Origin of the sequence: Micromonospora sp. NPDC004551, from assembly GCF_040609975.1 — a bacterium.
GTDB lineage: Bacteria > Actinomycetota > Actinomycetes > Mycobacteriales > Micromonosporaceae > Micromonospora.
This window is the reverse complement of sequence record NZ_JBEXLM010000007.1, coordinates 89,150-115,753: the sequence shown is the minus strand read 5'-3', so window position 1 is coordinate 115,753 and position 26,604 is coordinate 89,150. Positions and strand designations below refer to the sequence as shown.

Genomic DNA, 26,604 nt, shown 5'->3' with positions numbered 1-26,604 from the left:
CGGGAGGAGTTCGGCCGATGGACATGTCCACCACCAGATTCTTCGAGGAACTGGACCGGCGGGGGTTCGAACCGCTGCTGGCCAAGACCTCCGGAACCCTCCGGTTCGACCTGCACGAGGGGCCGCAGACCACGCACTGGCTGCTGGAGATCGACCGGGGCAACCTCCGGGTCCGCCAGGAGGACCAGGAGGCCGACACCGTGGTCGGTACCGAGCCGCGGCTGTTCGGCCAGCTGGTCAGCGGTGAGGAGAACACCATCGCGGCGTTGCTGCGCGGGGACATGACGGTCTCCGGCGACCTGCGCCTGGTGTTGCAGATCGAACGGCTCTTTCCCGGTCCGCCGGACTCCCGGGGGCCGCACCACGTGTTCCAGAGGAGGGCTGCCTGATGGCCGCGAGCAACACCATCCGGATCCTGGACGGCAACACGTTCGTGGTCTCCGAGGACACCGGTGACATCGAGGCCACGCCCAGCGAGCCGACCGGCCTCTTCTCGCTCGACATGAGGTACCTGTCGAAGTGGGTGCTGACCGTCAACGGCGAGCGCCTCAACGCGCTCTCCTACGACGACCTCCAGTACTACGAGGCCCGCTTCTTCCTGGTGCCGGGTATGGCCACGCACTACATCGACGCCAAGTTGTCGATCATCCGGGAGCGGGCGGTGGGCGGCAGCTTCCGGGAGTCGCTGACCATCCTCAACCACGACGAGAAGGCGGTGGACCTGGAGATCCGGATGGACGCGGGCGCCGACTTCGCCGACCTGTTCCAGGTCAAGGACGAGATCCTGAACAAGAAGGGCGAGACCTACTCCGAGGCCGAGCCGGAGAAGCTCCGGCTCGGCTACCGGCGGGGCAACTTCCGGCGCGAGACGGTCATCTCCGCCTCCCGGCCGGCCCGCTACGACCGCAACGGGTTCGCCTGGAGCATCCACCTCGAACCGAACGAGCAGTGGGACACGTCCATAGATGTGCAGACCTACGCGATCGGGCCGGGCGGCCGGGACCTACGGATGGGGCTGCGGGCGCACGGCACCGAGCGGCTGGCCCTCCAGCACGACCTGGAACAGTGGATCGCGAAGGCGCCGAAGGTGAACAGCGAGCACGGCAAGGTGGCCTCCACCTACCGGCGCAGCCTCATCGACCTGGCCGCGCTGCGGTTCTCGCCGCTCTCGCTCGGTGGGCAGACACTGCCGGCCGCAGGCCTGCCGTGGTTCATGACGATGTTCGGCCGGGACAGCATCTTCACCTGCCTCCAGGCGCTGCCGTTCGCGCCGGAGATGTCGAAGACGACGCTGCGCATCCTCGGCGCGTTGCAGGGTACCCGGTTCGACGACTTCCGCGACGAGGACCCGGGCCGGATCCTGCACGAAATGCGCTACGGCGAGACGGCCGCCTTCGAGGAGCAGCCGCACTCGCCGTACTACGGTTCGGTGGACGCGACGCCGCTGTTCATCGTGCTGCTCGACGAGTACGAGAAGTGGAGCGGCGACGTCGCGCTGGTCAAGGAGCTGGAACGGGAGTGCCGGGCCGCGCTGAAGTGGATCGACGACTACGCCGACCTGGTCGGCAACGGCTACATCTGGTACGAGCGCCGCAACACCGACACCGGCCTGGAGAACCAGTGCTGGAAGGACTCGTGGGACTCCCTCTCGTACTCCGACGGCACGCTGCCGCCGTTCCCCCGGGCCACCTGTGAGGTGCAGGGGTACGCGTACGACGCGAAGATGCGGGCCGCCCGGCTGGCCCGGGAGTTCTGGAACGACCCGGCGTACGCCGACCAGCTGGAACGCGAGGCGGCGGACCTGAAGGAGCGGTTCAACCGGGACTGGTGGGTGGCCGACGGCGGCTTCTACGCCCTGGGGCTCGACCCGAACGGCCGGCAGTGCGACGTGCTCAGCTCCAACATCGGCCACCTGCTGTGGAGCGGCATCGTGCGGGAGGACCGGGCCGAGCAGATCGCCGCGCACCTGGTCGGGCCGCGGCTCTTCTCCGGCTGGGGGGTACGCACCCTGGCCGAGGGCGAGGTCCGCTACAACCCGATCGGCTACCACAACGGCACGATCTGGCCGTTCGACAACTCGTTCATCGCCTGGGGCCTGCGCCGGTACGGCTTCGCCGAGGAGGCCGCCACCATCGCCAACGGCATCCTGGACGCGGCGCGGTACTTCGACGGGCGGCTGCCGGAGGCGTTCGGCGGCTACCAGCGGGAGCTGACCAAGTTCCCGGTGGAGTATCCGACGGCGTGCAGCCCGCAGGCCTGGTCGACCGGGACCCCGCTGCTGCTGATCCGGACCATGCTGGGCCTGGAGCCCCACGAGGGGCACCTCGCGGTCGACCCGCGGCTGCCGGTCGGCATGGGACGCATCGAGGTGCTGGACATCCCGGGCCGGTGGGGGCGGGTGGACGCCTTCGCCCGGGGCCGGCTGGACCTGGACAACCTGGCCGCGTCCTGAGTCACGGAACACCGCGCGCCGCCGGCCGGGGGGCCCGCGGCGCGCCGCCGCGGGCTCAGTGCCCGGGCAACAGCGTGTCGCCGTGTGGCTCGCTGCGGGGGAGCAGGCAGAATTCGTTGCCCTCCGGGTCGGCCAGCACGGTCCACCGGGGCAGCTCGCGCACCACCGTCGCGCCCGCCTCCAGCACGGCGGCCCGCTCCTCGGCGTCGCCCACCAGGTCCAGGTGGATCCGGCCGGGGCCGGGCAGGTCGTCGACCGGGCTGATCCAGACGTCGGGCCGGCGGCCGGCGGGGTCGCGCAGCAGCACCGACTCGTCCGTTTCCAGCGACCGGTCGCCGAGCTTGACCCGGTCCTCCTCGACCACGGGCAGCCCGGTCACCGCGCTCCAGAACGGGGCGAGCAGGTAGGGATCGCGGCAGTGGATGACGATCGCGGTGAGGTCGGGCATGCCCTGCACCGTAGTCGGCTCAGGCCGGCGGCAGGACGTTGTCCAGGAACGCGGCGGTGACCGCCCGGATGTCGGGCCGGGCGAGGTCCAACGCGTGCCCGCCGTGGGTCAGCCAGAGGTGCGCCGGGTGCCCGGCGGCGAGCAGGCGGCCCGCCAGCCCGACCGACTGGGCGGCCGGCACGGCGGCGTCGTCGCGGCCCTGCACCAGCAGCACGGGTACGCCCGAACCCAGGTGGCCGGCGACGGTGGCGTCCGCGGTCGCCGAGTCGCCCGCGGCGGGCGGGTGGCCGAGCAGGTCCGCCCAGGGATCGTCGTGCCGGCGCAGCCGCCGCCACTCGGGGTCCAGCGGGTCCACCGGCGCCCAGTAGGCCAGCACCCCCTGGACGTCGCCCGGCCGGTCCACCCCGCGCAGGCCGAGGTGCAGGGCCAGCATCGCCCCGGCCGAGTCGCCGCCGACCAGCAGCGGCAGCCCGCCCGCCGCGGCCCGGGCGGCCCGGGCCGCGGCGCGTACGTCGTCGAGCTGGGCCGGCCAGCGGGCCTCGGCCGCGAAGCGGTAGGTCGCCGGCACCACCCGCAGCCCGAGCGGGGCGAGGGCGGCCCCGTCCTCGTCGGAGCGGGCTCGCCACCCGCCGCCGTGGATCCAGAGCAGTACGGCGCGATCTGTCATCCGGCCATGCTGGCCGCTGTGCCCGCGCCACCGCCACTCCCTCTGCCGACGGCAGAGGGAGCCGACTCTCACCCCTACGGTCCCGTAACCTACTCGGGGTAAAGTTGGCGGATGCCGGAACTCGTGTACCCGCCCGTCATCCTCGCCGCCAAGACGATGTTCCGCGCTCTCGACCTGCGCCTGCACGTGGACGGCAGCCACCACGTGCCGCGCACCGGCGGGGCGGTGCTGGCCTCGAACCACGTCAGCTACCTCGACTTCATCTTCTGCGGCTACGGCGCCCACGAGTCCCGCCGGCTCGTCCGGTTCATGGCCAAGGACTCGGTCTTCCGGCACCGGGTCTCCGGCCCGCTGATGCGCGGCATGAAGCACATCCCGGTGAACCGGGCCGCCGGCGCCGGCTCGTACGCCTCGGCGGTGAGCGCCCTGCGGCGCGGCGAGGTGGTCGGCGTGTTCCCGGAGGCGACGATCAGCCGCTCCTTCACCGTGAAGGAGCTGAAGAACGGCGCGGCCCGGATGGCACAGGAGGCGGCCGTGCCGCTGCTGCCGGTCGCGCTCTGGGGCACCCAGCGGCTGTGGACCAAGGGCCGGCCGCGCACCCTCACCCGCCGGCACACCCCGATCACGATTCTGATCGGCGAGCCCATCGACCCGGCCGCCCACCCGGACGGCAACGCCCTCACCGCCGAGCTGCGGGCACGGCTCACCGCGCTGGTCGATCGCGCCCAGCGGGAGTATCCCGACCGGCCCGCCGGCCCGGAGGACGCCTGGTGGCAGCCGGCCCACCTGGGCGGCACCGCCCCCACCCCGGAACAGGCCGCCGAGCTGGACCGCCCGGGGCGCCGCACCACGACCTCCTGATCCGGCGGGGCCGGGCGTCCGGCCGCATGGTGCCGGGGCCGGCCGGCTGAACGCGGGTCAGCAGGCGGAGCCCGGGCGGTCCCGCGCCGGCACGTCCTGGCGGGGCCACGCCGGCGGCTCCGCCACGGCCGGGCGGTAGTAGTCGTCCCGGGACAGGAACTCCACCGGGAGCGAACCCGGCAGGGTCACGGCACCCCGCGCCGAGCCGGGCGCCGGGCCCATCCGGATCGCCAGGGTGTCCCGCTCCGGCGGGGAGAGGTCCACCAGTTCGGGACGGGCCAGCCGGAACGCGGCCACCGAGCGGCGCACGTGCCGGGCCAGCGCGGCGACCAGGTCGACCGGGCCGGCGAGCGCCAGCGCCGGCTGGCGGATGGTGCGCAGCGCGTCGCAGACCACCCGCAGCTCGCCGGTGCCGTCGGGGCTCTCGGCCAGCTCCAGCCGCGACGGCCACTGCCAGCGGATCTGGCCGCTGACCAGGCGGGACAGCCGGACCGGGCGCCGGTGCCGGGCGTCCGTCCGGCCGCCCCGCCCGGAAACCAGGGACAGCTCGGAACCGCTGCAGACGTACGCCAGCCGCCGGTCGGTCACGGTGACCGCCGCCGGGGTGGGCAGCGCCCAGGACCGGAGGTCGTCGGTGGGCCCGAGCAGGTGACCGGCCACCCGCAGGCTGTGCTGCCCGAGCAGGCGTTCGCCCGGCTCGGGGAGCACGGCATGACGCCGGTCGAGCAGCGGGTGGGTGGGATCGTCATCCGCGTCGAAGCGGTGCGGCCCGATGAAGAAGGGTGCGGCGTCCTCCTGCACGGTCACGACCTCCCGGTGGCGCGGTTGGCGATACGTCGAGCCTGGCCCACCCCGTGGCCGCTGTCATGACAGCCGTTAGGGGGTCGGCCGGTCGGCGGACGCCTGTGACCGATAGCTGCCGATATCTTCCGGCCGGACGAGGCCGTCCTCGATCGCCCGGGCGAGCAGCGCCGCCTTGGTGGCCGCCGGCCGCCCCGCCCGCGTGTACTTGATCCGGGCCCGGTCCACGTACTGCTTCACGGTGTGCTCGCTGATCCGCATCCGGCGGGCCACCGACGCCTTCGACATCGACTGGAACCACAGCAGCAGGGCTTCGCGCTCCTTGTCGGACAGGACCGGCCGGTCCGGCCGGGGATCGCCCACGATGGCCCCGGCCAGTGCCGGCGGCACGTACGGGCGGTCGCTCGCCGCCGCGAGCACGGTGGCCACGCAGTGCTCCCGCCCCTCGTGCTTGGCCAGGAACGCCACCGCGCCGGCGTCCAGCGCGGCCAGCATCGTCTCCGGGGCGGTGTGCTCGGAGTAGACCACCACCCGGCGGCCCGCGGCGCTCAGCTCGGCCAGCTTGTCGAGCACCATGCGCCCGTGCAGCCGCAGGTCGAGCAGGACCACCTCGGCCTCGGGGGCGGCCCGCAGCACCACGTCCGGGTCGTCCCCGGTGGCCAGTACGCGCAGCCGCGGCTCGCCGGCCAGCCACGCCCGTACCCCGTCGATCACGACCGGATGATCGTCCACGATCGCCACGCCCACCGGCTGCCCGCCGGTCACGTCCTCCGCCACCGCGTCTGCGTCCATTCGATCTCCCCGTCGCGCTCGTGCAGGTGTTCCACCGGCCCGGTCCCGTCCCCGCCGGGCGGGCCGGTCGCGTCCGGCCCGTCGTGGTCGGGGGTGACGAGGCTGACCACCACCTCGTCCGGGCCGGCCACCACGGTCAGCCGGGCCCAGCCCCGGGCGCCGGCGAGCGCCTCGGTCGCGGGGTCGGCGAGCCGCCGGCGGACCTCGACCGGCAGGTCCGGCGGCGCGCCGACGGCGACCAGCTCGATCGGCAGGCCGTTGCGCTCCGCCAGGTCGGCCGCGGCGCGCAGCTCGTGCAGCAGCGGATCCGGCACGTCGTCCGACTCGGCGATCAGCCGGCGCAGCCGGGCCGCCGCCAGCACGGCGCGGCGGCGTACCGCCGGGTCGGCCGGGTCGGCCTCGCCGGACGCGAGGGCCGCCAGCACCTCCTCGGCGGTGCCGCTGGCCAGGGCCAGCCGCGCCTGCCGCTCCCGCTGCGCCCGTTCCGCCGCGTCCCGTTCGGCCACCACGTCCACGGACGCCGCGGCGGTGGCGGCCCGGTCCCGGGCCAGCGCCGCGATCGCCGCCGCCCCGGCGAACACGGCCACCGGCAGTGACGAGGTGCCGTAGACGTACATGGCGTAGCGGCTCAGGTCGGCCGGGGCGGTCGCGCCGTGCTGGACCACCGCGGCCAGGGCGATCGTCGCGTGCGCGCCGAGCAGCGCGAGCAGCCAGCTCAGCGGCCGCCGCCAGAGCACCAGCAGGAAGAACCAGGCCAGCCCGCCCCACACCCAGTTGGCCGCCGTGAAGAGCTGCCGCTCACCGGCCGCCGCGAAGACCACCCCGTCGACCACCAGCAGCGCCGCCGCCAGCAGCCGGGCGGGCGGCAGCCCACCGCGCAGCAGGCGTACGCCCGCCGCGACGCCGACCGCCGCGGTCACCAGCCAGCCGGCGGCGACCACCGGCGGGGCGGCCAGCCGGGACCAGGAACCGAGCAGCGCCGGCAACCCGATCGCCAGGTGCCAGGCCAGCGCGATGACCACCGCCGCGATCCGGGCGCCCCGGTCCGAGGCGTCGCCCACCGCGTGCGCCGCGGTCGCGGCGGCCCCCGGGCCGGCGCGCTCCGGCGTCCGCTGCCGCACGATCGCCGGGGCCGCCGTGCCGGTCCCGACCATTCCCGACTCAGTGGACACCGGACCACTCCAGCCGGATCCGGGTGCCGGCGCCAGGGGCGGAGGTCACGACCGCGCGGCCGCCGACCGCCGACATCCGGCCGTGGATCGACTCGCGCAGCCCGTACCGGTGGGCCGGGACGGTGGCCGGGTCGAAGCCGGGGCCGTCGTCGGCCACCTCGACCACGACGGCGCCGGCGTCCGGGGCCAGGCGCAGCGTGGCGGTGGCGCCCGGCGCGTGCCGGACCACGTTGGCCAGCGCGGCGGCGGCGCTGTCGGCGAGCGCCGCGCCGACCGCCGCGGGCACCCGGCACGGCGCGAGCGTCGCGTCCACGGTCAGCTCGGGCAGGCGGGCGAGCACCGCCCGCAGCCGCTCGTCGAGCGCCACCGCGCCGGCCGGCGTCGCGCGGGCGTCGGCCAGGGCGGTGAGGGTACGCAGGTCCGCCGCACACCGCTCGCGCAGCGCCGCGGAGGGGCCGGGCACAGCGCCGAGCCCCACCATGGTCAGCGTGGCGAGAACGGTGTCGTGCAGGTCGCGGTTCTGCCGCCGCTCGGCCTCCCGGGCGGCGCGTCCCACCACCGCCTCCCGGGACAGCCGCTGGTAGTCCCCGAAGGCGGCGTCGGCCCGCCCGATCCGGCGTCGCATCACCGCGGTCACCACCGCCGTGCAACTGGTCTGCACCAGCAGCGTCCCGGCGTGCGCCCGCGCCTCGACCGCGTTGCCGGCGAGGGAGGCCCCGGTCGCGTAGCCCGCGGTGACCAGCAGCCCGGCCGGGACCGACCAGCGGGCCGGGGCGGTGGCCTGTGCGTTGATCACCGTGGTGCTGGCCAGCACCGCCATCCAGCTCCCCTCGCCGGGCAGCACCTCCGGCGCGACCAGCCAGGGAATGGCCAGCGCGGCCGCGGTGGTCAGCGCCACGTCGCCGGCCACCAGGGCGCCGGTGAACCCGTACCGCAGGGCGCGGACGGCGTACCAGAGGGACCAGGCCGTGAGCGCGACGATCGCCGGGACCAGCAGGGCCACCCGGACCGGCGGGGTGCGCACCGCCAGCGCGACCACCGCCGCGACGAGCCCGCAGGTGAGCCGCAGCAGCGCCGGCAGGGTGGTGAAGATCAGGGTGAACGCGCCGCCCGCCGGCCGGTCCAGCGCGGACGGCGGCAGGGTCGTGGCGGCTACGACCGGCATCGGGGGAGGTGTCCTTCCGGCAGCGACCCGGTCGGGTCCGCACGGTAGATCGACGCCGGAGAATAACACGTGCACACGGAACCGGTCACCCTCGGTGCGCGGCGCGTCGCTATGACGATCTCAGCCGCCGGCGGGCCGGCTCCCATCCACCGGGGCGCGGGCCACGGCGAGCAGGTGCGAGCTGGCCCCGAGCACCGCCGGATCCCGCTCGAACACCTCGGCGAGGGCCACCGCGTCAGCGAACAGCCGCTCGTCCGGGCCGGTACCGAGCGCGTTCAGCAGCGGCCACAGCGGACCCTCCACCCCGTACACCGCGGGGGCTGGCAATCCGGCCGCGACGAACTCGTCCACCACCTGTTCCGGGCGGTGAAAGTAGGCGGTCGTGAAGCCGGTCCGCGGGTCGTTCACCCCGGTGGCGTACTCCTCGCGCAGCAGCGCACGGTTGTGCTCGTCCACCAGCCCCTGCGCCGTCAGGTCGATGAGGGCGGCGTTGCGGCTGATCACCGCCGCGAGCACCGGGCCACCGGGCCGGGTCAACCGGGCCGCCTCACGCAACGCGGCCACCCGGTCCGCCCGGTCGGGCAGGTGGTAGAGCGGGCCGAGCAGCAGGGTGGCGTCGGCCGAGTCGTCGGGCAGCGGGAGGTCCCTGGCGTCACCCACGGCCGCGCTGATCCCCGGGTACGCCGCCCGGGCCGCCTCGACGTGCGCGTGCACCAGGTCGACCAGGTGCACGCGATGCCCGGCCGCGGCGAGCCAGCCCGCGTAGGCGCCGGGGCCACCGCCGACGTCCAGCACCTCGGCCGGCGGGGGCGGCAGCAGCCGGGTGAGCAGGTCACGCGTGCGGCACGCCTCCAACCTTCCCTGCGGCGACCGGTCCAACCGGTCCGCCTCGGCGAAGACGTCCGTGTAGTAGCGCGTGATGTCCGGCTCGGCGGGTCGATGCTGCGGCATCCGTCGATGGTGGACGCCGCGTGGCGGCGGGTCACCCGGTTTACCGCGCGGCGCTCCACCCGGCGGCCGGGACGGTCCGCGAGTGCCGGCGGCGGCGGGTCCCCGTGCGCCGCTGCCCTAGTCTCGCTGCCATGTCGAGCAGCAGGGGTGGGCGCAGCACCTCGAAGGACCTCGTGGCCCGGGCACGCGAGGAGATGACGGCCGGGTCCGCTCGCGCGGACGCCACCGCCGACGCGGCCGACCAGGCGCGACGCGCTGCCGGCCGCGGCCGCCTCGACCCGGCGGGCGTGCTGGTCGCCGTCGGCGTGGTCGCCCTGGTGACGCTGCGCATCGTGTACGGCGACGAGGTGCGGACCCGGATCGACGAGAGCGCCTGCGCGTTGACCGGCTGCACCGGCACCGGCATGACCCTCGTCGGCTGGCTGCTCATCACCCTCCCGGTTCTCTGGGCCACGGTCGCCCTCGTGCTGTGGGCGCGGCTCAGCGTGCCCGCCCGGGTCGCCGCCGCGCTGGTCGCTTCGGCGTTGCTGCTGGTGGCCTGGGTGCACGTGCCCGGCCGGCGAGCCGCCCTGTACCTGCTCCTCGACGGCCCGGCGGCCGGGGCGATGGCCACCGGTATCCGCTGGGGCGGGGTCGGCGCAGGCCTGGCCGTGATCGCCGTCCTCGTCCGCACCGTCCGGGCCGACGGCGGGCGGCGGTCGGCTCGCGGAGCCGCCCTCGTCGCGGTGGCCCTGCTCGGCACCCTCGCGGTGGCGCTGGTCCGGGCCGAGGCGCCGCCGGTGACCGTGGCCACGGCGATGCCGGAGCGGACGTTCCAGGCGGCGGGGGACACCCTGCGCCGGACCGGCGGGAAGGACCTGCGCGGCTGCGTCGGCGTGCTCGACGACGACGTGCTCGACGGCTGCGTGCGCACGGTCCGGGTCACATACACCACCGACGACAGCGATGCCGTCGTCCACCTGGCAGCGGTCCTCTATCCCGGTGAGCGGACCACCCGGGACCGGCTCGGCCGGCTTCCGCGCAGCGCCGCCCAGCGTGGGATCCCGGGCGGTGAGACCCTCACGGTGAGCTCCACGACCGGAAGCTGGGTGCTGCTCAGCAGCGTCGGGCACGCCGACGGGCGGAGCATCGGTGCCGCCGAGCGGGGCTATCTGCTGTGGGCGGCGAAGCAGGTGGCGTACCGGTTCATCGGGCGGCAGGTCGGACTGATGCTCGATCCCTCGGCCGCGGACGGCATCGGCCCGCGTACGCCCTGACGCCCCTCCACCTACCGCACGGACGCCTCGTCCGCGCGCGAGCGCAGCCACTCCAGCGCCGGCCCGGCGTGGCGCAGCACCGAGATGTGCCCGTCCTCCGGGTAGCGGCGCAGCTCGACGGTCGGACAGCGCCCGGCCAGCCACTCGGCGTGGGCCACCGGCGCGATCCCGTCCCGCGCGCCGTGCACCAGCAGCACCGGCGGCGTCACGTCGGCGGGGTCGAATCCCCACGGGTGCACGTACGCCAGGTCGTCGTCGATCAGCCCGCCCGGCCCCGCCTGCGTCGCGGGGCCCACCACACTGTCGAACCAGGACCACTCGCCGTGCAGCGCGGCCAGGTCGGCCGGCGTGAACTCCGGGTCGTACACCACACCCGAGGCCTCGTGCGCCTCCTTGGCCGCCCGCCCCGCGGCGGCCGCCCGCAGCGACGCCACCCCGGCGGGCACCATGCCGGCGAACCAGTCCAGCCCGGCCCCGCCGTACGGGGCCAGGCCGGCGCCGGCCACCACCGCGACCACCCGGTCGGGCAGGAGCGCGCCGCAGGCCAGGGCGTGCGGCCCACCGCCGGAGTGGCCCACCGTCGCGAACCGGTCGAGGCCCAGCGCGTCGGCCACCGCGGCGACGTCGGCGGCGGCCGACGCGATGTCGCGCCCCGGCAGCGGCGTCGAACCGCCGTAGCCGGGGCGGTCGTGGGAGACCCAGCGGAGACCGAGCCGGTCGGCCGCGTCGAACAGCGGCGCGGGCGGTGCCCCGATGTTCGGCGTGCCGTGGTGCCAGAACACGGCGAGGCGGTCGGACCCACCCGTGTCGTAGACGTGGAGGGTGCGGCCGTCGGCCAGGCGGAGATCCGTCTCGGTCACCATGAGCGGAGGCTACGTCGCCCCGGTGACATCGGTTGGTGTGGCCCAGATCACATACTGGGTCCGGCCGGGTTGTCGAATCCGGTTGGTCCCCGGCCGTCGGCAGGGTGGAGGCCGGCGCAGGGCCGGTCACGAAGGAGGCACCACCATGCGACTCACCATCACCACGTTCCTCACCCTGGACGGCGTCATGCAGGCCCCGGGCGGCCGGGAGGAGGACCGCAGCGGCGGGTTCGACCTGGGCGGCTGGCTGCCGCCGCACTTCGACGAGACCGTCGGCGGGTGGATGGGCGAGACCCTCGAGCGGGCCGAGGCCCTGCTGCTCGGCCGCCGCACCTACGACATCATGGCCGCCTACTGGCCGCACGTGACCGACCCGGCCCAGGGCGGCCCGGACAACCCGCTCAACCGGCTGCCGAAGTACGTCGCCACCACCCGGGACGACGAGCTCACCTGGTCGGGATCGCACCGCCTCGACGGTGACCTGGCCGCCGCCGTCACCGAACTCAAGAGCCGCCCCGGCGGGGAACTCCAGGTGCACGGCAGCGGCGCGCTCGCCCGGTCGCTCATGCGGGAGGGGCTCATCGACACGTACCAGTTGCTGGTCTTCCCGGTCGTGCTGGGACGCGGGCAGCGGCTCTTCGCCGACGGCGTGCCCCCGGCGGGCCTGCGGCTGACCGGCACCCACACCTCCGGCACCGGCGTAACCATGCTGACCTACGACAGCGCCGGGGCGCCGACCTTCGGCAACGTCTGAGGGCGGCCGGTCCGCCGAGGTCCACCCGATCCTGGGCCTCGGTGGGTACGGTATCGAGCACCTACCGGTCCCGGACGCCGCGGCGTCCCTCGGCGAAGGGCTGCCATGGCACGCGTACTGCTGGACGTCACCATGTCGCTGGACGGGTTCATGGCGGGCCCGGACGTCAGCGTGGAGAACCCGATGGGCATCGGCGGGTTGCGCCTGCACGAGTGGATCTTCGAGGCCTCGTCGAACGAGGTGGACGCGGAGATCAGTCGTGGAACGCAGGTGGGCACGGGCGCCGTGGTGCTCGGCCGGCGGACGTTCGACGTCGGCATCGACGTCTGGAACGACACCCCCTTTCCGGTGCCCTGCCTCGTGCTGACCCACCACCCCCTCGCCGAGCGGGTCGAGAAGAGCGGCACCTTCACCTTCGTCACCGATGTCCGGGACGCCTTCGACCGGGCCACCGCCGCCGCAGGAGACCGCGACGTACGCCTGATGGGCGCGACGGTCGGCCAGCAGTTCCTGGCCGCCGGCCTGGTCGACGAGATCCGCGTCCAGGTCGCACCCGTGCTGCTCGGTGCGGGCCGCCGCCTGTTCGAGCACCTCGGTGACGCGCACATCGAACTGGAACGGCTCGCCACAGTGGATTCGCCGCACGTGACCCACCTGCGCTACCGGGTCCGGCGGCAGGCGACCCCGCAGGCCTGACGGTCGCCGCCTCCCGCCCGGCCGTCTCCCGTTTCGCTGATGACGATGGTGCGCCCGGCAGGATTCGAACCTGCGGCCTTGGGATTAGAAGTCCCCTGCTCTATCCGCTGAGCTACGGGCGCGCGTCGACGGTGTCGCGCCAAGAGGGTACCGCCGCCCTGGGCCTGGGCGGGGGAACGGGTGGTCGCGGCCACGTCGCCGCTCAGCGTCCCACGGCCCGGCCCCCGCGGGCATCCCGGATATCCGGGGCGCGGGCCACCCGGGCCGGGCCGGTCCGTACCCTCGGCGTCGTGCTGCTCGACCAGGAAACCGAGAACGAGATCGCATACGAGCTGTGCCAGCTCCTCGGCCGGGCCATCCTGCCCGTGACCGGGTCGGACCGGCCCGGCGCGCCGGGTGCGACGTTCGGCACCGCCTTCTTCTACAGCGAGCTGGTCGGCGCGACCGACGACGGCGAGGTGGTGCACGAGTGGCTGCTCACGGCCGCCGCGACCACCCGGACGCCGTACGGGGAGATCGGGCTGCGGCCGAGCGTCACCGAGCCGGCGGAGGCGGCCGCGGAGCCGATCGGGCTGCCCGACTTCGCCGACCGGTGGTTGCACCTGCCGGAGATCGGCCTGGCCGCCATGCCCACGGGCGGCCTGCACGGCTACGCCGAGGACGAGGGCTGGAGCTGGCGTACCCAGCAGGTGACCGACTCGGTGGCCGCGCCGGCCGACGCGGTGGCCCGGGTCGGCGCGGAGCCCGGCTCGGCGTTCGTGCTGGCGCTCGGCATCGGCGAGACCGGGGCGCGGCCGTTGGAGGCGGTGATCGAGCGGGTGGCCCGCGTCGGTGACCAGGTGCGGGTCACCACCGAGCTGCCGTCCGGGTACGTGGGCGCGCCGGTGTTCGGCGTCGAGGCGCCGGACGGGGAGCTCTCGCTGCGCTGCCTGGGCCTCCTGCTGCCGGCCGACGGCGGCGGCCACCCGGTCGCGACGTTCGACCGCATCCGGTCGGCCCTGGCGGCGGCGACCGCCGGCTGACCGGCCCGGCTCACCCCTCGGCGGTCGCCCCGGCCGGCTCGTCGACCGGCCGCCGCGGCGCCGGCGCCGGCTCGGTCGGCCCGGCGCCGAGGAAGCCCTCCGCCCACCGCCCGACCTCCGCGAACACCTTCTCGCGTACGGCGGGGCCGGACAGCGTCAGGTCGTGCAGCCCGCCGTCGAAGCGGGCCAGCGTGACGTGCCGGCCGAGGCGGGGCGCCCAGCGGACCATGTGTTCCACGTCGAGCACCGCGTCGGCGAGCGTGGCGGAGTCGTGCCACTTCGTGCCCCGGTAGCTGCGGGTCGAGCAGGCCAGCAGCACCGGCACGGGGATGTCCAGGCCGGCCCGCAGCTGGCGCTGGCCGGCGCGGATCGCGTTGATCCAGCCGGCCCGCACCGGGAACCCGGCGAGCGGCTTCCAGGCCAGGTCGTAACGCCACTCGCCGCGGTGGTCGGCGTGCAGGCTCTCGCCGTACACCGTGCCCAGCCCGAACGGGAGGATGCGCTGCGGCGCCCGGCGGCCCAGCCGGGAGACGGCGGCCGCGAGGGGTCGCCGGACCAGCCAGGGCGCGTTGATGTCGAAGAAGGGGCTGTTCAGGACGATCCCGTCGACCAGGCCGGCCTCGCGGTGGGCGTGCGCCCAGAGCGAGATGATCAGGCCGCCGGTCGAGTGGCCCATGGCGAGCAGGGTGTCGTGCCCCTCGTCCTCGCGGATGATCTTCGCGGCGGCGTCCAGCTCGGGGAAGTAGTCGCTCAGGTCGCGGCAGAAGTTCGGGGTCTGGTGCGGTTGCAGGCTGCGGCCGTACTTGCGCAGGTCGAGCGCGTAGAAGTCCCAGCCGCGCTCGGCGAAGAAGTCGGCGACGTGGGTCTGGAAGAAGTAGTCGACGAAGCCGTGCACGTAGAGCACGGCCCGGCCGGTCGGGCGCTCCGCCCGCCGGCGGACCAGGGTCGCGACGACCGGTCCCTCGTCGTCGGTGCCCAGGTCGATCGTCCGCCGCTCGTACGGCGGTCCCAGCACGTCGGGTTCCACGACCGCGACGGTACGCCGCCTCGCTACCCGGCGGTAGCCCCCCTGCCCCCGCCCGCCGGCACCGGGTGCGAGCGGGGGCGGGAGTCGATCTCAGGCGGTCTCGGCGTCGGCCCGCTCGGCCGCCTGCGCGGGCACGCCCTCGGGCTGGTCGACCTCGCGGAGGTGCTTGTTGTGGCGGGGCTCCTGCCGGGTCTTCGCGTCGTTGAGCCGGCGGCGCAGGTCGTCCCGGACGTCGTTGAGCGCGGCGTGCAGGTCCTCCTCGGCGGAGGTGGTGACGATCTTCTGCCGGCCCGCGACCCAGCACTCCAGGGTGACCTTCTGGCCCCGCGCGTTCCGGTCCTTGACCGACACCTCCAGCTCGGTGGCGTCGGCGTGGAAGCCGGCGAGCCGGGCGTCGAGGGTCGCGAACTGCTCCGCGATCCAGTTCCGGTCGCCCTGGGAGAACCCGGCGCCGACCCGGAGGCACTCGGCCACGGTCGCGGGGTTCGCCACGGCGCTCATCGCGGGGCCTCGCAGACGTCTCGGAGAAGCATCGTCGCTCCCTCTCTCTCGGTTGATCAAAGCCATACCCAGTCGGGCCGTCTCCGGAACCCGACCTCTTGATCATGCTGCTGCGCAGGTCAGGGCCACAGGGCCACTGGTCCTAGCAGACCGGGACCTTGATCAGGCGGTTGTCCACAGCCGGGCGCGTCGTCCACAGGTCGGCCGGGGCAGGCTGGCCCGCGGCCGGCCGGCGGCCGAGGCTCGGCCGGACAAGCCGAGTTCCCTTGGGAGGGGCGATGTTCGATACTTATGTAACGATTGTCGGTAATGTGCTGACCGCGCCGGAGTGGCGCCGGACCACGCAGAGCAACACCCTGGTGGCCAACTTCAAGGTCGCCTCGACCGCCCGGCGGCTCGACCGGGAGAGCGGCCGCTGGGTCGACGGCAACAGCCTCCGGGTGCGACACATTACCATTTCCCACCATGACCACGGCGATCATCTACGTGCGGCTTTCCTCGCACCGGGGCGACCTCGACCCCTCGACCTCTCCCGCTCGGCAGGAGGAGGCTGCGCGAGCGTACTGCGCGGCGAAGGGTTGGAACGTTCACCCTCATGTCGTTCGCGACCTGGACGTGAGCGGCTCCGACAAGGGCCTACGGCTCGACCGGCCGGGCCTCGGCGAGATTCGCGAGCGGTGGGGCGAGGTCGACGTCGTGATCTTCGCGAAGATCGATCGGCTCGCACGAAACGTCGTCGACTTCCGCGCCTTCGCCGACGAGGCCGAGCAGCACGGGGCGGCGCTCGTGAGTGTCGCCGAGTCGCTCGATATGACCACCTCGGCGGGTCGGTTCGTCGCGACGATTCTGAGCGCCTTCGCGGAGATGGAAGCGGCGACGATTGCCGAGCGGACGGCGGCGGGCATCGCCGGAGCGCGGCGACTCGGTCGGTGGGCGGGCGGTGCTGCCCCGTACGGATACAAGGTCGCCCCGGCGGCCGACGGCCCCGGATACGTGCTCGTGCCCGATCCCGAGGCGGCGGCCGTGGTGCGCGAGGCGGCCGAGCGGGTGCTCTCCGGCGAGTCCCTCTACCGGGTCGCGCACGACTTCAACGCGCGGGATGTGCCGACTCGCTCGGCACGGCTGATCGCCGAAGGCCGCACGCGGCGGACGAAACCCGCGCCGTGGTCGACGCAGGTCATCGCGCAGATGCTCGTGAATCCGGCGACCGTCGGCCGGTCGGTCTACCGGGGCGAGCTGCTGCGCGGCGACGACGGCCTGCCCCGGCAGCTCTGGGAGCCGATTCTTTCGCTCGAGACATGGCACCAGTTGCGGGCGGTGCTCACGGCGAACGGCGACGGCGTCGAGGGACGCGGCCGACGGGTACGGGCGGCACGGCTGCTCTCCGGCGTCGCCTACTGCGCCGGGTGCGGTCGCAAGCTTTACGCCTCGTCGAGGAAGCACGCGAGCGGGGCGACCGTGCCGACGTACGCCTGCGCGGCGCGGCGCAATGGACAGGGCTGCAAGGGCGTTGCGATCACGGCGGAGATGACCGAGCAGTACGTCGAGCGCGAGTTTCTGCGCATGGTCGGGCACTGGCCGGTCGTCGAGGTGGTGACGGTCGCGGTCGACGACGGTCGGCGGGCCGACATCGAGGCGGCCATCACCGACACGGCGCGGCAGATGACCGAGCGGGGGGCCGACGTTCCGGCGCTTGCGGCGCGACTCGGCGAGCTGCACGCGGCGCGCGAGGCACTACCGGCGACGGCGGTCACGGAAACGCGGAAGGTAGAGACCGGGGAGACATTCGCCCAGGCGTGGGAGTCGCGAGACGTCGACGGTCGGCGGGCGCTGCTTGTGTCGGCCCACGCTCGCGTCGTCGTGCAGCGCGCGGCCGTGCCGGGGCGGAAAGTCTTCGATGAGTCTCGCATCGATCTTCAGCTCGGCGTCTTCGACGACCCTGAGGCGCAGCGCCTCGCCGAGGTCACGGCCGAGGAAGCGATGCCCTAGACGTCCGAAGGCCCGCCTTCGGGTGCTGCTTCGGGCGCTTCGAGGTCTGCTCGGGCGCGCGGCCGTTCACGATCTGCGCCTGTCGGTCGCCGAGGCGGTAGCCGGCGATCCACTCGCAGAGGGCGTTGATGAGGTCAGGCGGGAAGCGGGGCGGCTCGGTCACGGCGGGCTCCTTTGGGGGCGCAGAGGGCTGACAGCGTACGCACCTCCCGTGCCCGAGGCGCAGCCGCTCGCCGGGGGCGCGTGAAGGGCCTACGCCAGCGCTGGTTCCCCGCAGGGGTAAGGGTTGAACGCGGCTACTACGGTAGGGCGCGGCGGAGGGGGTGAAGGCGGTGCAAGAAGACGATTCGGCGCTATTGCCCGACCGAGTCAGGCAGTTTCTTGACTGCAAGGAAACCGACCTCGACCTCGTCAAGGAGTATTTGGCCCGGTTGCTTGATACTTGCGAGACGATGGCTCGGGAGGCGCGGAGAAACTGGTTCGTCGCCGTATCGCTCGCGCTGGTTTTTATCCTGATCTCGGGTCGCGGCGTGAGTGAGGTTTCCATCCTCGCCGTCAAGCTTACGGATTTCGCTTTCATTCGGATCCTAATACCGCCCGTCGCGGTTGGCCTCGTTGTGCGGGCCGTTCAAATTTCTTGGCGTCGACAAACGGCACTGTCGGTCTATTACGAGATCACGAAGCATCGCTTTCCCGGGCTATCTAAATCAGACCTCGACACAGTAGTCGTTTCCTCCGCCTTCCTTTTCAGCGTCGGAGGGGGTGGCATCGACGACGGAACTCGCTACGGGCGGCTCATGGAGATTATTGAGAGTGCGGAGACGTTTATATGCATCGTGCTGCTGCCAGCATTTTTCGCTCTCTACTCGTTCTATCGGCTTTTCGTCACCTACGGCTACGGCAACGCATTCGTCTGGGTATCCCTTGCGGCGACTGGGGCACTGCTGGTGCTGCTTTTTTTGAGTCGGGGTGGACCTGAGGTGTACCCGTTCGAGGAGGAGGAAGAGGAGGTGCCGGTTGCGCTCCCGAAGGGACTCTCGGCGTAGCGCCGGAAGTCACTTCTCGCGGTGGTCGCGTTGCGTGAGCGCCAAAGCTTTGAACCTGACAGACCAGAGAGACGCCTCCCCGGCGGTCCCGAGACGCAGGGCCGAGGGAGCCCCCCGCCACCCCCTCAGGCGTGGAGGTCACGCAGGGTGAGCCGCGGCCTCACTGCTCGATGTCGAGGTCGAGGTCGGCGAGGTAGACGCGGAGTTTTGCCGGCGGGCACGGCCCGTAACGCGAGGGCGAGGCCCAGGTCGACGAGCACGACGAGGGCGAGCGGGTCGCGTTGACCTGCTCGCCCTCGGTGCGTCGTGGTTAGGCGTACCTGCGCACGGTCGTGACGACCGGGATCTCGCGCTTCCCTCGTGCGTCGAGGCGACCGCGCGTGACCTGCCAGCCCGACCGCAGAGCAGCGAGGCCCTTACGCCCGGCGGCAACAGCCTTGATGGCGCGAGCAGCGTCGGCCCGCTTCCTGTCATCCGACGCGGCGGCGGCAGCGAGCGCGGCAGACATGACCAGCTTGTGCAGGGACTCGCGCTGCTCGGCGTCGTACCCAAGCCCGAGCAGCGTGTCGTCGAGCCACTGTCGATCGGTCACGAGCGCGCCGACCTCGTCGGAGCGGGCGGCGAGCTTCCGCAGTAGCGGCCCCATGTCAGAGATGCGCTTCGCGCTCTCGAGCATCCGAGCGGCGCGCGGGTCGGCGGCCCGCTTGTCTTCCGTCCTCGCCTGCGGCAGCGCCTCGCCGATTGCGGTCGCCTCGGCGACGGTGAGCGCGACCTCGGCGGCGTCGAGCGCCTCGCGCACGGTCGCATCGGTCTTCGCGATGTTCTCGCCGAACTTCTCGAAGCGGTAGCCGGGCCAGGTCGCATTGTCGGCGACGATCGCTTCGGCGGTGTCGATCGCGTCGCGGATCGCGGTCTGCACGCGGTACATGGAACGCTCAGCAGCGGCGGCGCTTTCCCATCCGGCGCGAGACCACGGGGCGGCGATGAAGTCGGTGCGGTAAGGGTCGGACGCCTCGACGAGGCCCATGTCGGGCATCTCCTGCGGTCGCGGCTCGCGCATCTCCGGGGCGGCGTACTGCCGTTCGGCGAGCGCGCGGGCCTTGGCGACCCGCTCGGCGAGCGGGGCGTCGGGGTCGACCTCGGTCGGCAGCATGTCAGGCGTGCCGCCGTTGCTCGGCGGCGTGTAGTTACTGGTCATTGCGGGCAGTCCTTTCGGGCGGTCATGGCAGCGTCGGGCGACGCGGCCGAGGGTCAATCAGTCGGCGGGCCGAGGGCGGGGCGGCACAGGCGAACGCTCATGCGCGTGTTGGACGGGTCGCGCAGCTTGCGTTGGTAGCTCACGCCGTATGCCTCGGCGAGGTGGTCGCGGACCTCGTCGCACGCCTCGACGAGGCGGGGGTCGGACATCGCGTGGCCGGGGTGATCCGGCGGCAGGACGGCGCGCAGCTCGACGAGGAAACGGCGCAGGCGATGTTGACGCTTGCCGCGCCCTTCAAGGCAGAGCAGCGCGAGGGCGCGGGCGAGGGCGTCGTCGGGGGCGGTCATCTGCTCAGCACCTGCTCGATCAGTCGCTCGTCGTCGGTCATCGGGGCGGTCTCTCGGGTCGGTCGGGCAGGGACGTCGGGCGGCGGGTTTAAACCGGCCGAGAGGCGCGTGCAGACCCGTTAGCGGCACGCACCTCTCGGCACGGCGAGCAGCGCCTCGCGAGACGCGCTCAGGCCCTCGTCGGTGACCGCCCAGGGCCGACGAGGGAGCAGGGAAGAAAGCGCCTCAGGCGGCCCTCAGGGCGCGCCGCGAGGCGAGGTCGACGACCTGGGCGTGACGCTCGACCGTCGGCGCGAGCTGCTCGGCGCGGCGATCGGCGACGAGGTCGGCCAGGCCCTTGAGAGCGGCCTCGCGCCATTCGGCGGTAAGGCGCTCGACGATCAGCTCGGCGAGGTCTCGACGCTGCTCTCGGTCCATTGCTGCGACCTCCTGAGGAATCACGTACACAGGGCCGGCGGCCCGTCGGGTACGCGGGCCGAGCACCTCGTCGGCGAGGCGGTAGAGCGTCTTTCGCCCGACGGGCTCGAGGCCCGCCCGGTCGGCGGCGGCGACGTACGCGCGGTGAACCTCGGGCGCAGGATGGGCGCCTGCGCCGACGTGCTCGCGCCATGCGGTGAGCCATGCGGCGGCCCGCAGCATCGCGTCGCGGCGGCCCTCGCGCTCGGCGGCACGGGCGGCCCGACTGTGCTCGCGCATGTACTCGAGGCGCTGCTCGCGGCGCTCGTCGGGCGAGGCGGTGTCGGTGCCCGCCCGCACGAGCACGGGGCGCGGGTCGACGTCGGCGAGGTATGGCAAGCGGTCGACGATCGCCTCGGCGACGCGCCGCACGTAGGCCGAGGTGCTGTCACGCTCGGCGAGCAGGCGCGCGTCGGCGACCGCGCGGCGGGTTGGCGGCGAGGCGGTCGCGGGGGCGTCAGGCAGCAGGCGGAGCAGGCGGGCGACGCTCTCGGCGAAGCGGTCGCGCGTGAGGTGCTCTGCGACGCCCTCAGCGGCCCGCACGCGGGCGATCAGGCGGCGCTCGTCGTAGTCACCCTCGACGTGCACGACGTAGCCACGCTCGGCGAAGAGCGGCGCGAGCCCGGCGGCGAGGTCTCGGGCATTGAGCGGCTCGACGTCGCGGCCCGAGGTGCGGTCGCGGGTCGGCGCTTCACGGCGGACCCAACCAGCGAAGAGCGGGGCGACGGCGGCGGCGAGGGCCTCGCGCGCCGCCCGTGGTGGTGGCGGTTCTGGGCTCACTCGGTCACCTCGCGGGCGGCACGCAGGCGGGCAACCTCGTCGGCCAGCTCGGCGAGGCGGCGGCGGGTCTGGGCGTGGCGGTACGCCGAGCGGCATCGGTCATCACAAAAGCGCCGATTGCTCTGCGCCTCGGCAGGCAGCTCGGCGCGGCAGTGCTCGCAATGGGACACGCGCGTTACTCCTTTCGTGCGAGCGCACGAGGTGAGAGGAAAAAGGGGATGCGGTATCTCGCCCAGGCCCAGCGCCTGCCAAAACCCGAGCGAGATACCGCGCGCCGTCTGGCCTGCGGCGCAGAATGCGAAGAGGGGCGCGTGCGCTCGCCTCAGTAGACAAGTCGGCCCGGACCTGATGACGCGGGCGCACGGCCCTCCGATATACAAGTCGGCCGGGGTGTTCACGTCGCGCGGGCGGGGCGGCGACGCCCAGGGCGAGGCCGAGGGCGGGTGTAGGAATGGCGTAACAGTGCTGTTGTGCGTCACCCCTAATAGGGGTTGTAGAAGAAGAAGAAGAAAAACTAGAGAGAGATATATAAGTGACGTAGTACAGCACTGTTACGCCATTCCTTCACTCGAGCTGCTCGCCCTCGCCCGCGCTGCTCTCGGCGTGCTCAGAGCGACGCGCGCCACCTCGGCGGCCCCGCCCGGCGCAGTGCACGCAGAGTTCCGCCGGCGGTCACGCCTCGCGGTCACGGCGAGCACCTCGCCCAGGCCGACGAGGTCGACGCTGAGCAGCTCGACGCCGCGCCCGGAAACGCGAAAGAGCGCCCCCCGGGCGGCCCTCACGGGCTGCTCGACGAGCGCTCTCGGTCGTGCTCGGCGGCCCGCCTCACGCGGGCCTGCGTCATGGTGGGTCGGAATCCTCGGTCATCTCGGCGACCTCTCGACGTCGGGGGCGGTGTCGTTATCCAAGTCGGCCCAGCGGCGGCGAGGTGTTCATGAGCAGTTCGATACCCATGCGCCACGCCAGGGCACGGCGCAGTCGACGGCCCCGGCGGCTTCGGCAGCGAGGCGAGCAGGTTTGGCGCGCGCTCTTCGACCGGAGCGGCAGCGATCCACGGCATTCGACACACGTAAAGCTCATAGCGGGGGCTCCTCGGTCGGGCTGGTCGCGTCGTCGTTGAAACGTCGCTCAGAACGCGAGTCGGCCGGAGCGCTGCTACCTGTTCACGAGACATCCCCGGAAACGCGAAAGAGCGCCCGCCGGCGGCCCTTGCGGGCTGCTCGTGCGAGGCGCTCTCTCGGTCGTACTGGCGGCCCGCCTACGTCGGACTCGATTCAGCCGCAGCCGCACCAACGCTCTGGTCTCGCCGCCTCAAAATCCCACGGCCGACGGCGTACGTCCCGGCCGTCAGCCCTGCGCCAGCTCCAAACGTCAGCAGCCCCGGCACGACGTTCCCGGTGTCCGCATAGTGCCAAGCCACGACAGCGAGGATCGCAACGTCCAAGAGCCCTCCACCCAGCGCCACGAGTTGCGTTATCCACAGCCTCACGTCCATCCGGCGCTGATGCTCCGCCTGCTCCCGTTGCATCTTCCAGTTTTCTTCGGCGTGCCTTACGGCCAATGCCATGACCTGATCCGCAATGTGCGGAGCAGCTTCCTGCCATTGCGCCGCTTTCTCCCAAGGGGCAAGGCTTTCCCACTCTGCGTTCTGGGGACTCGTGGAACTCGTCATGACACACCGACCGGCTTACGGGGGTGCGGCTTCATGCCGGTCGATGACCATTGAGGCGGCGGACCTAGCAGGTTAAAGATTGCGTCGACATCGAGGCTGGCGTTATCTACAAAACGGAGCATGTTGCCGTCCGCGGTCGCTGCGCGGCCATCCGACGTCGAGCGTGGACCTGCCAGCATGCTCCACACACGGGACAGCCGCTGTCGCATCCATCTGATGGCCACAAGCCTGGATACAAACAAAATGTCCTGCGGGCGGGATGTCCAGGACCGAGCGGGAGACGTGGGTATTGCCCTGTTTTCGGGCACCGAGAGTTTCTTGAGGTTCTCTGACGGTTCCAGCTCCAGTTCTCCAAGGAGCATCAACCTCACGACCAGGGTCTCCACTACGCCCCGTTCGTCTACCTGAAGTCGCGTGCGCAGCTCGGCGTCTGGCGTACTGTGCCTGGCCAAAGATTCCCGTGCAGATTCCGTTAGCTCCAACGAGCCATCCGGCCTCTCGCTGACGTAATCGGCGTCATATAGCGCGCTCAAGACCCAGTCGAGCAAATCGTCGTCTTCTAGCAGGCTCGAAAAATATGCTCGATCTAGCGGCTTTCCTGTGAGCCGTGACAAGATGAAGCCAGCGATCATGGTTAGGTCATGCTCATCAGTATCCATGAGGCGTTTTCCGAGCTGCGGGAAAGCGCCCCCCATGAAACTAGCCAGCTCTAATGCAACGCGGACAGCGCGTTGGGGGTCTATCGGCTCGCTCTGCTCTGCGAAGCCGCCTACGCCACGATCGCCTGACATGAGTTCACGTTCCTAGCCACCCCCATTGATGTCAAGGCATCTATGCGTTGACTTTGCGACAAACGGATGAGCCGAGCGCCGACTGAAGGGGTCACAACACCCCCCACCCGGCTGCCCGCCACGTTCACATGGCCACTCGGCCTGCCGTCGCCGCCTTCGCGGCCCGAGCAGCGGGGGCGCGGCCGCAGGGCGACCGGGGCGGCGGCATGGGAAGGCAGCGGCGGTGGCTGCGCGGCGGTATCCTTCGCGGTCGATCACAGATCATCGAATCTCGCTCCTGGAGGCATCACCCGTGACGATCGAAGCGTGGATAGGGCTCGCCAGCCTCGTTGCGACCGTCGCCGGCGTCGTCGCGGCCATTCGGTTCCGGCCGAAGGAGTTGCCTGCCGCCGCTGAGCATCAAGAGGAGCGCCGTGAGGCGATTGCGGCACTTAACGACATGGAGAAAGCGATCAACGCGATTCTCGTCGGCAGGCCGATTGTCCGGGGGGCGGCTGAGCTCACAATGCTCACCGAGTCCCTTCAACGCCTGGACAGCGTCGGGAAGGCGGCACCCGCGATCGGAAGAGTTATCGAGAGTCTCCGGATACAGGGGCATCTTGTAGAAGCTGCCTCGAAGGGCATCCCCGACGACAAAGAGATTGGGTACGCCCTGCGCGAGTGGAGGCGGACGGACGACCCAACGGTGTTCGAGCCCGGCCCCCTCTTGCGCCGTATCGCTGGCACCGCGCTTGCGCAGTTCCATGCGGCGAAGGATTGCAAGGAAAAGCTAACAGCGACCAGAGAAGCGCTGACGGGCTAAACCAGCGGAGTCCGGGGCGGCCGGGGGCGGCATCAGGGTCGCCCCCGGCGACACGTCACGCGACGGCGAGGCCCGAGGGCGTCGCGACACTCGGCCTCGGCCAGTGCCGCTGACACGTCCGAACGCTGACGCCCAGGGCGGCGGCGACACTGGCGGGCGTCGCGCCCGGCTTGGCGGCGGCGTCGCGAATGGTGTCGGCGGACGACTGACGCGACGGGCGGGGCGTCACCTCGTCGCGGGCCGACGACGCCACCTCGGCGACCTGGGCGACGACACGAGCGGGCGACGGGTGAGCGGCGGCGAGCGCGGGCGACGCGACGGCGGCGGCACGAGTGGGCGTGACGTCGGCGGCGGGCGTCACGTCGACGCGGGCGGGCGAGGCGACGGCGACCTCGTCGACGGGGCGACCGTGACGCGACAGCACCTCGACCGCGAGCAGCAGGGCGATGGCGGGCACGGCGGCGACGACACGAGCGCCCGCCGACGGGGCGGCACTGGCGACGTTGGCGGCGAGCGACGCCGTGACGCCGAACGCGAACGCGAGGCGGGCCGACCATCGGACGCGCCGCCCGTTGCGCTTGTCGTCGAGCATCGCCGTCGTCGCGACGATCAGCAGACCGTCGATGGCGAACGGCAGGGCGTAGGCGACCTCGCGGCGCTCGCCGTACCGAAGGGCGACGTGCGCGATGTGGGAGAAAGACGAGTAGCCGGCGACGAGCGCCACGAGGGCGGCAGAGGCGCGAGCGAAAAAGGCGGTCGGGTTCATCGGCCACCGCCGAGGCGCTCAGAGCGGCACGGCGCGCAGTGCGCGGCGGTCTGCCCGATGTGACGCGGGCACCGCTCGGTGCCAACCGGCGGCGGCAGAGCAGCGCCTCGGCGCTCGGGGTACGGGTACGGGTACGGCCTCGGCGGCGGGGTCGGGTTTTTGCTCTTCGGAATCAGGCGACGCCAGTCGACGCGCGGAGCGCGGCGCTTCACGTCTTCGGATTGATCTTCTACAGACCTTTGGGTGTCAGGCAGGGTGTCACCCCCGCGCGGCGAGAAGTCACCCCCGCGCGCCGGAATGTCACCCCCGCCGACGACGAGGCGGTAAACCCGCGTGGCGATTCCGGCGACCTTCTGCACGAGCAGGCGGCCGACCTCGACGAGGCGGCGAAGCGCCCGCTGCACGGTCCGCTCAGAGCAGCCGACGTACTCGGCGACGGTCTGCACGCTCGGCCACGCCGCGCCGTCGGCGTTGGCATGAGCGACGATCGCGACGAGCACGAGTCGCTCGGTCGGCTTCAGGTCGTGCGAGGCGCGCAGCGCGTCCTTCACGGCAGCAGCGCCGCCCGCGTAACGGGTAGTGTCAGACATGGCGGAGGCCCTTTCTCCGTCGTGCCCCGGTCGGTGTTCCAGCACTCGGCCGGGGCGTCTTCAGTTGAGGGCGGGCCTCGTGTGGCAGTAGCTCAAGACCCGCGTGCGGGTCAACTGCTGGCGGAAGCTGGCCGAGGGGGTGGCCGCCTCGGTGGCGGTCGGCGACCCGGTGGTGGTGGCGGGCCGCCTCTACACCCGCGACTGGACCGACGACGCCGGCAACCACCGCACCCTCTACGAGCTGGAGGCGGTCGCCGTCGGGCACGACCTGTCCCGCGGCCGGGCCCGGTTCCTGCGCAACCGGCCGAGCATGACGACCAGCACCGTCGAGGACACCGAGGCCGAGCGCCGGGTGCACGGCGAGGCCACCGAGCCGGTGCCGGTCGCGCACGCGCCTGCGTCGTTCGACGACCGGCCGTTCGACGACGAGTTCCCGCCACCGGAGTACGACGCCCCGCGGGTCGGGCTCGCCAGCGGGGTGCACGGGTCGGCCGGTCACCTCGACGGGCTGACGGACCCGTTCGACGACCGGCCCGACGAGCCGGCCGCCGGGGCCGGCGACGAACTCGCCGCCGAGGACTACGAAATGGCCGCTGAGGACGGCGACGACGAGTTGGGGACGGAGGACGGCGACGGCGAGCCGGCCGCCGACGAGCCGGGCCCGACCGACGACGTCGGGGGCGGTGCCGGGAGCGGTCGCAACCGGCGGGGCCGCCGCCGCACCCCGGTGCCCGCCTGA

At 72.7% G+C, this 26,604-nt stretch carries 28 protein-coding genes, 1 tRNA gene and 2 pseudogenes; 12 read left to right on the top strand and 19 right to left on the bottom strand.

All coding sequences use genetic code 11. The features are described from left to right. Positions 1 to 17 precede the first annotated feature (17 nt). Positions 18 to 389 carry an SCP2 sterol-binding domain-containing protein gene (locus tag ABZW14_RS11275; protein ID WP_355343464.1) on the top strand — a complete coding sequence of 124 codons (372 nt, stop codon included), beginning with the start codon at positions 18 to 20 and terminating at the stop codon, positions 387 to 389. Then, on the top strand, positions 389 to 2,452 hold the full coding sequence (locus ABZW14_RS11270; RefSeq protein ID WP_355343461.1) for a glycogen debranching N-terminal domain-containing protein: 2,064 nt from the start codon (positions 389 to 391) through the stop codon (positions 2,450 to 2,452). The genes ABZW14_RS11275 and ABZW14_RS11270 overlap by 1 nt, the downstream gene beginning before the upstream one ends. Before the next feature lie 55 nt (positions 2,453 to 2,507). Here the strand turns inward: ABZW14_RS11270 and ABZW14_RS11265 are convergent, their stop codons facing one another. Together ABZW14_RS11265 and ABZW14_RS11260 are read right to left on the bottom strand one after the other, a co-directional pair. Then, a complete protein-coding gene (locus ABZW14_RS11265) occupies positions 2,508 to 2,900 on the bottom strand; it encodes a VOC family protein (protein WP_355343458.1) in 393 nt (130 codons plus the stop codon). 19 nt (positions 2,901 to 2,919) lie between these two features. Next, a complete protein-coding gene (locus tag ABZW14_RS11260; protein ID WP_355343455.1) occupies positions 2,920 to 3,567 on the bottom strand; it encodes an alpha/beta hydrolase in 648 nt (215 codons plus the stop codon). 111 nt (positions 3,568 to 3,678) lie between these two features. On the opposite strand from ABZW14_RS11260, the gene ABZW14_RS11255 reads away from it, so the two are divergent. Then, on the top strand, positions 3,679 to 4,428 hold the full coding sequence (locus ABZW14_RS11255) for a lysophospholipid acyltransferase family protein (RefSeq protein WP_355343452.1): 750 nt from the start codon (positions 3,679 to 3,681) through the stop codon (positions 4,426 to 4,428). Positions 4,429 to 4,485: 57 nt separating this feature from the next. Here the strand turns inward: ABZW14_RS11255 and ABZW14_RS11250 are convergent, their stop codons facing one another. The 5 genes from ABZW14_RS11250 to ABZW14_RS11230 form a co-directional block, all read right to left on the bottom strand. Continuing rightward, complete coding sequence (locus ABZW14_RS11250) at positions 4,486 to 5,229, bottom strand: hypothetical protein (protein ID WP_355343924.1); 744 nt, start codon at positions 5,227 to 5,229, stop codon at positions 4,486 to 4,488. Positions 5,230 to 5,304: 75 nt separating this feature from the next. After that, positions 5,305 to 6,021, bottom strand: coding sequence for a response regulator transcription factor (locus ABZW14_RS11245; RefSeq protein WP_355343449.1), 717 nt, complete (start codon positions 6,019 to 6,021; stop codon positions 5,305 to 5,307). Further along, a complete protein-coding gene (locus ABZW14_RS11240; RefSeq protein WP_355343921.1) occupies positions 5,991 to 7,175 on the bottom strand; it encodes a hypothetical protein in 1,185 nt (394 codons plus the stop codon). Before ABZW14_RS11240 ends, ABZW14_RS11245 begins: the two co-directional genes overlap by 31 nt. A 7-nt stretch (positions 7,176 to 7,182) precedes the next feature. Beyond that, positions 7,183 to 8,358, bottom strand: a complete 1,176-nt coding sequence (locus tag ABZW14_RS11235; protein WP_355343446.1) for an ATP-binding protein — start codon at positions 8,356 to 8,358, stop codon at positions 7,183 to 7,185. Positions 8,359 to 8,478: 120 nt separating this feature from the next. After that, complete coding sequence (locus ABZW14_RS11230; RefSeq protein ID WP_355343443.1) at positions 8,479 to 9,309, bottom strand: class I SAM-dependent methyltransferase; 831 nt, start codon at positions 9,307 to 9,309, stop codon at positions 8,479 to 8,481. 131 nt (positions 9,310 to 9,440) lie between these two features. Here ABZW14_RS11230 and ABZW14_RS11225 point away from each other — a divergent pair, with 131 nt between their 5' ends. Then, entirely contained in the window at positions 9,441 to 10,565 is a 1,125-nt protein-coding gene (locus ABZW14_RS11225; RefSeq protein WP_355343440.1) for a hypothetical protein, read from the top strand. An 11-nt stretch (positions 10,566 to 10,576) separates the two neighbouring features. Here the strand turns inward: ABZW14_RS11225 and ABZW14_RS11220 are convergent, their stop codons facing one another. Continuing rightward, the gene (locus ABZW14_RS11220; protein ID WP_355343437.1) at positions 10,577 to 11,428 is read right to left on the bottom strand and encodes an alpha/beta fold hydrolase; all 852 of its coding nucleotides are present in this window, start codon (positions 11,426 to 11,428) and stop codon (positions 10,577 to 10,579) included. Between the two features lie 145 nt (positions 11,429 to 11,573). On the opposite strand from ABZW14_RS11220, the gene ABZW14_RS11215 reads away from it, so the two are divergent. Beyond that, on the top strand, positions 11,574 to 12,182 hold the full coding sequence (locus tag ABZW14_RS11215) for a dihydrofolate reductase family protein (RefSeq protein ID WP_355343434.1): 609 nt from the start codon (positions 11,574 to 11,576) through the stop codon (positions 12,180 to 12,182). Positions 12,183 to 12,287: 105 nt separating this feature from the next. Further along, on the top strand, positions 12,288 to 12,878 hold the full coding sequence (locus tag ABZW14_RS11210; protein ID WP_355343431.1) for a dihydrofolate reductase family protein: 591 nt from the start codon (positions 12,288 to 12,290) through the stop codon (positions 12,876 to 12,878). 46 nt (positions 12,879 to 12,924) lie between these two features. Here the strand turns inward: ABZW14_RS11210 and ABZW14_RS11205 are convergent. Beyond that, positions 12,925 to 13,000: transfer RNA gene (locus ABZW14_RS11205), tRNA-Arg, on the bottom strand. 168 nt (positions 13,001 to 13,168) lie between these two features. Here ABZW14_RS11205 and ABZW14_RS11200 point away from each other — a divergent pair. Continuing rightward, positions 13,169 to 13,900 carry a hypothetical protein gene (locus tag ABZW14_RS11200; RefSeq protein WP_355343428.1) on the top strand — a complete coding sequence of 244 codons (732 nt, stop codon included), beginning with the start codon at positions 13,169 to 13,171 and terminating at the stop codon, positions 13,898 to 13,900. Positions 13,901 to 13,910: 10 nt separating this feature from the next. Here ABZW14_RS11200 and ABZW14_RS11195 read toward each other — a convergent pair whose 3' ends face one another. Further along, positions 13,911 to 14,927, bottom strand: coding sequence for an alpha/beta hydrolase (locus ABZW14_RS11195; RefSeq protein WP_355343425.1), 1,017 nt, complete (start codon positions 14,925 to 14,927; stop codon positions 13,911 to 13,913). Between the two features lie 90 nt (positions 14,928 to 15,017). After that, positions 15,018 to 15,428, bottom strand: a complete 411-nt coding sequence (locus ABZW14_RS11190; protein ID WP_355343422.1) for an HPF/RaiA family ribosome-associated protein — start codon at positions 15,426 to 15,428, stop codon at positions 15,018 to 15,020. Positions 15,429 to 15,706: 278 nt separating this feature from the next. Between ABZW14_RS11190 and ABZW14_RS11185 the strand changes: the two are divergent. After that, positions 15,707 to 15,874, top strand: a pseudogene (locus ABZW14_RS11185) (single-stranded DNA-binding protein); the annotation flags it as partial. A gap of 19 nt (positions 15,875 to 15,893) precedes the next feature. Then, positions 15,894 to 17,417: a recombinase family protein gene (locus tag ABZW14_RS11180; RefSeq protein ID WP_355343419.1), complete on the top strand. Its 1,524-nt coding sequence runs from the start codon at positions 15,894 to 15,896 to the stop codon at positions 17,415 to 17,417. Here ABZW14_RS11180 and ABZW14_RS11175 read toward each other — a convergent pair. Further along, positions 17,392 to 17,580 carry a hypothetical protein gene (locus ABZW14_RS11175; RefSeq protein ID WP_355343416.1) on the bottom strand — a complete coding sequence of 63 codons (189 nt, stop codon included), beginning with the start codon at positions 17,578 to 17,580 and terminating at the stop codon, positions 17,392 to 17,394. The genes ABZW14_RS11180 and ABZW14_RS11175 overlap by 26 nt on opposite strands. A 169-nt stretch (positions 17,581 to 17,749) precedes the next feature. On the opposite strand from ABZW14_RS11175, the gene ABZW14_RS11170 reads away from it, so the two are divergent. After that, positions 17,750 to 18,463, top strand: a complete 714-nt coding sequence (locus ABZW14_RS11170) for a hypothetical protein (RefSeq protein ID WP_355343413.1) — start codon at positions 17,750 to 17,752, stop codon at positions 18,461 to 18,463. 310 nt (positions 18,464 to 18,773) lie between these two features. Here ABZW14_RS11170 and ABZW14_RS11165 read toward each other — a convergent pair whose 3' ends face one another. The 5 genes from ABZW14_RS11165 to ABZW14_RS11145 form a co-directional block, all read right to left on the bottom strand. After that, positions 18,774 to 19,661: a hypothetical protein gene (locus ABZW14_RS11165; protein WP_355343410.1), complete on the bottom strand. Its 888-nt coding sequence runs from the start codon at positions 19,659 to 19,661 to the stop codon at positions 18,774 to 18,776. Positions 19,662 to 19,714: 53 nt separating this feature from the next. After that, positions 19,715 to 20,008, bottom strand: coding sequence for a hypothetical protein (locus tag ABZW14_RS11160; RefSeq protein ID WP_355343407.1), 294 nt, complete (start codon positions 20,006 to 20,008; stop codon positions 19,715 to 19,717). Between the two features lie 225 nt (positions 20,009 to 20,233). Continuing rightward, positions 20,234 to 21,244, bottom strand: coding sequence for a hypothetical protein (locus tag ABZW14_RS11155; protein WP_355343404.1), 1,011 nt, complete (start codon positions 21,242 to 21,244; stop codon positions 20,234 to 20,236). Continuing rightward, the gene (locus tag ABZW14_RS11150; RefSeq protein ID WP_355343401.1) at positions 21,241 to 21,414 is read right to left on the bottom strand and encodes a DUF2116 family Zn-ribbon domain-containing protein; all 174 of its coding nucleotides are present in this window, start codon (positions 21,412 to 21,414) and stop codon (positions 21,241 to 21,243) included. Before ABZW14_RS11150 ends, ABZW14_RS11155 begins: the two co-directional genes overlap by 4 nt. A gap of 1,498 nt (positions 21,415 to 22,912) precedes the next feature. After that, on the bottom strand, positions 22,913 to 23,575 hold the full coding sequence (locus tag ABZW14_RS11145; protein WP_355343398.1) for a hypothetical protein: 663 nt from the start codon (positions 23,573 to 23,575) through the stop codon (positions 22,913 to 22,915). 424 nt (positions 23,576 to 23,999) lie between these two features. Between ABZW14_RS11145 and ABZW14_RS11140 the strand changes: the two genes are divergently transcribed. Then, positions 24,000 to 24,509 (top strand): hypothetical protein, encoded by a 510-nt coding sequence (locus tag ABZW14_RS11140; protein WP_355343395.1) that lies wholly within the window; start codon positions 24,000 to 24,002, stop codon positions 24,507 to 24,509. A gap of 55 nt (positions 24,510 to 24,564) precedes the next feature. On the opposite strand, the gene ABZW14_RS11135 is transcribed toward ABZW14_RS11140, so the two are convergent. Together ABZW14_RS11135 and ABZW14_RS11130 are read right to left on the bottom strand one after the other, a co-directional pair. Next, positions 24,565 to 25,275 (bottom strand): DUF2637 domain-containing protein, encoded by a 711-nt coding sequence (locus ABZW14_RS11135; RefSeq protein ID WP_355343392.1) that lies wholly within the window; start codon positions 25,273 to 25,275, stop codon positions 24,565 to 24,567. Beyond that, positions 25,272 to 25,826 (bottom strand): helix-turn-helix domain-containing protein, encoded by a 555-nt coding sequence (locus ABZW14_RS11130; RefSeq protein ID WP_355343389.1) that lies wholly within the window; start codon positions 25,824 to 25,826, stop codon positions 25,272 to 25,274. The genes ABZW14_RS11135 and ABZW14_RS11130 overlap by 4 nt, the downstream gene beginning before the upstream one ends. A 139-nt stretch (positions 25,827 to 25,965) precedes the next feature. Here ABZW14_RS11130 and ABZW14_RS11125 point away from each other — a divergent pair. Continuing rightward, positions 25,966 to 26,604 (top strand): annotated as a pseudogene (locus ABZW14_RS11125) (single-stranded DNA-binding protein); the annotation flags it as partial.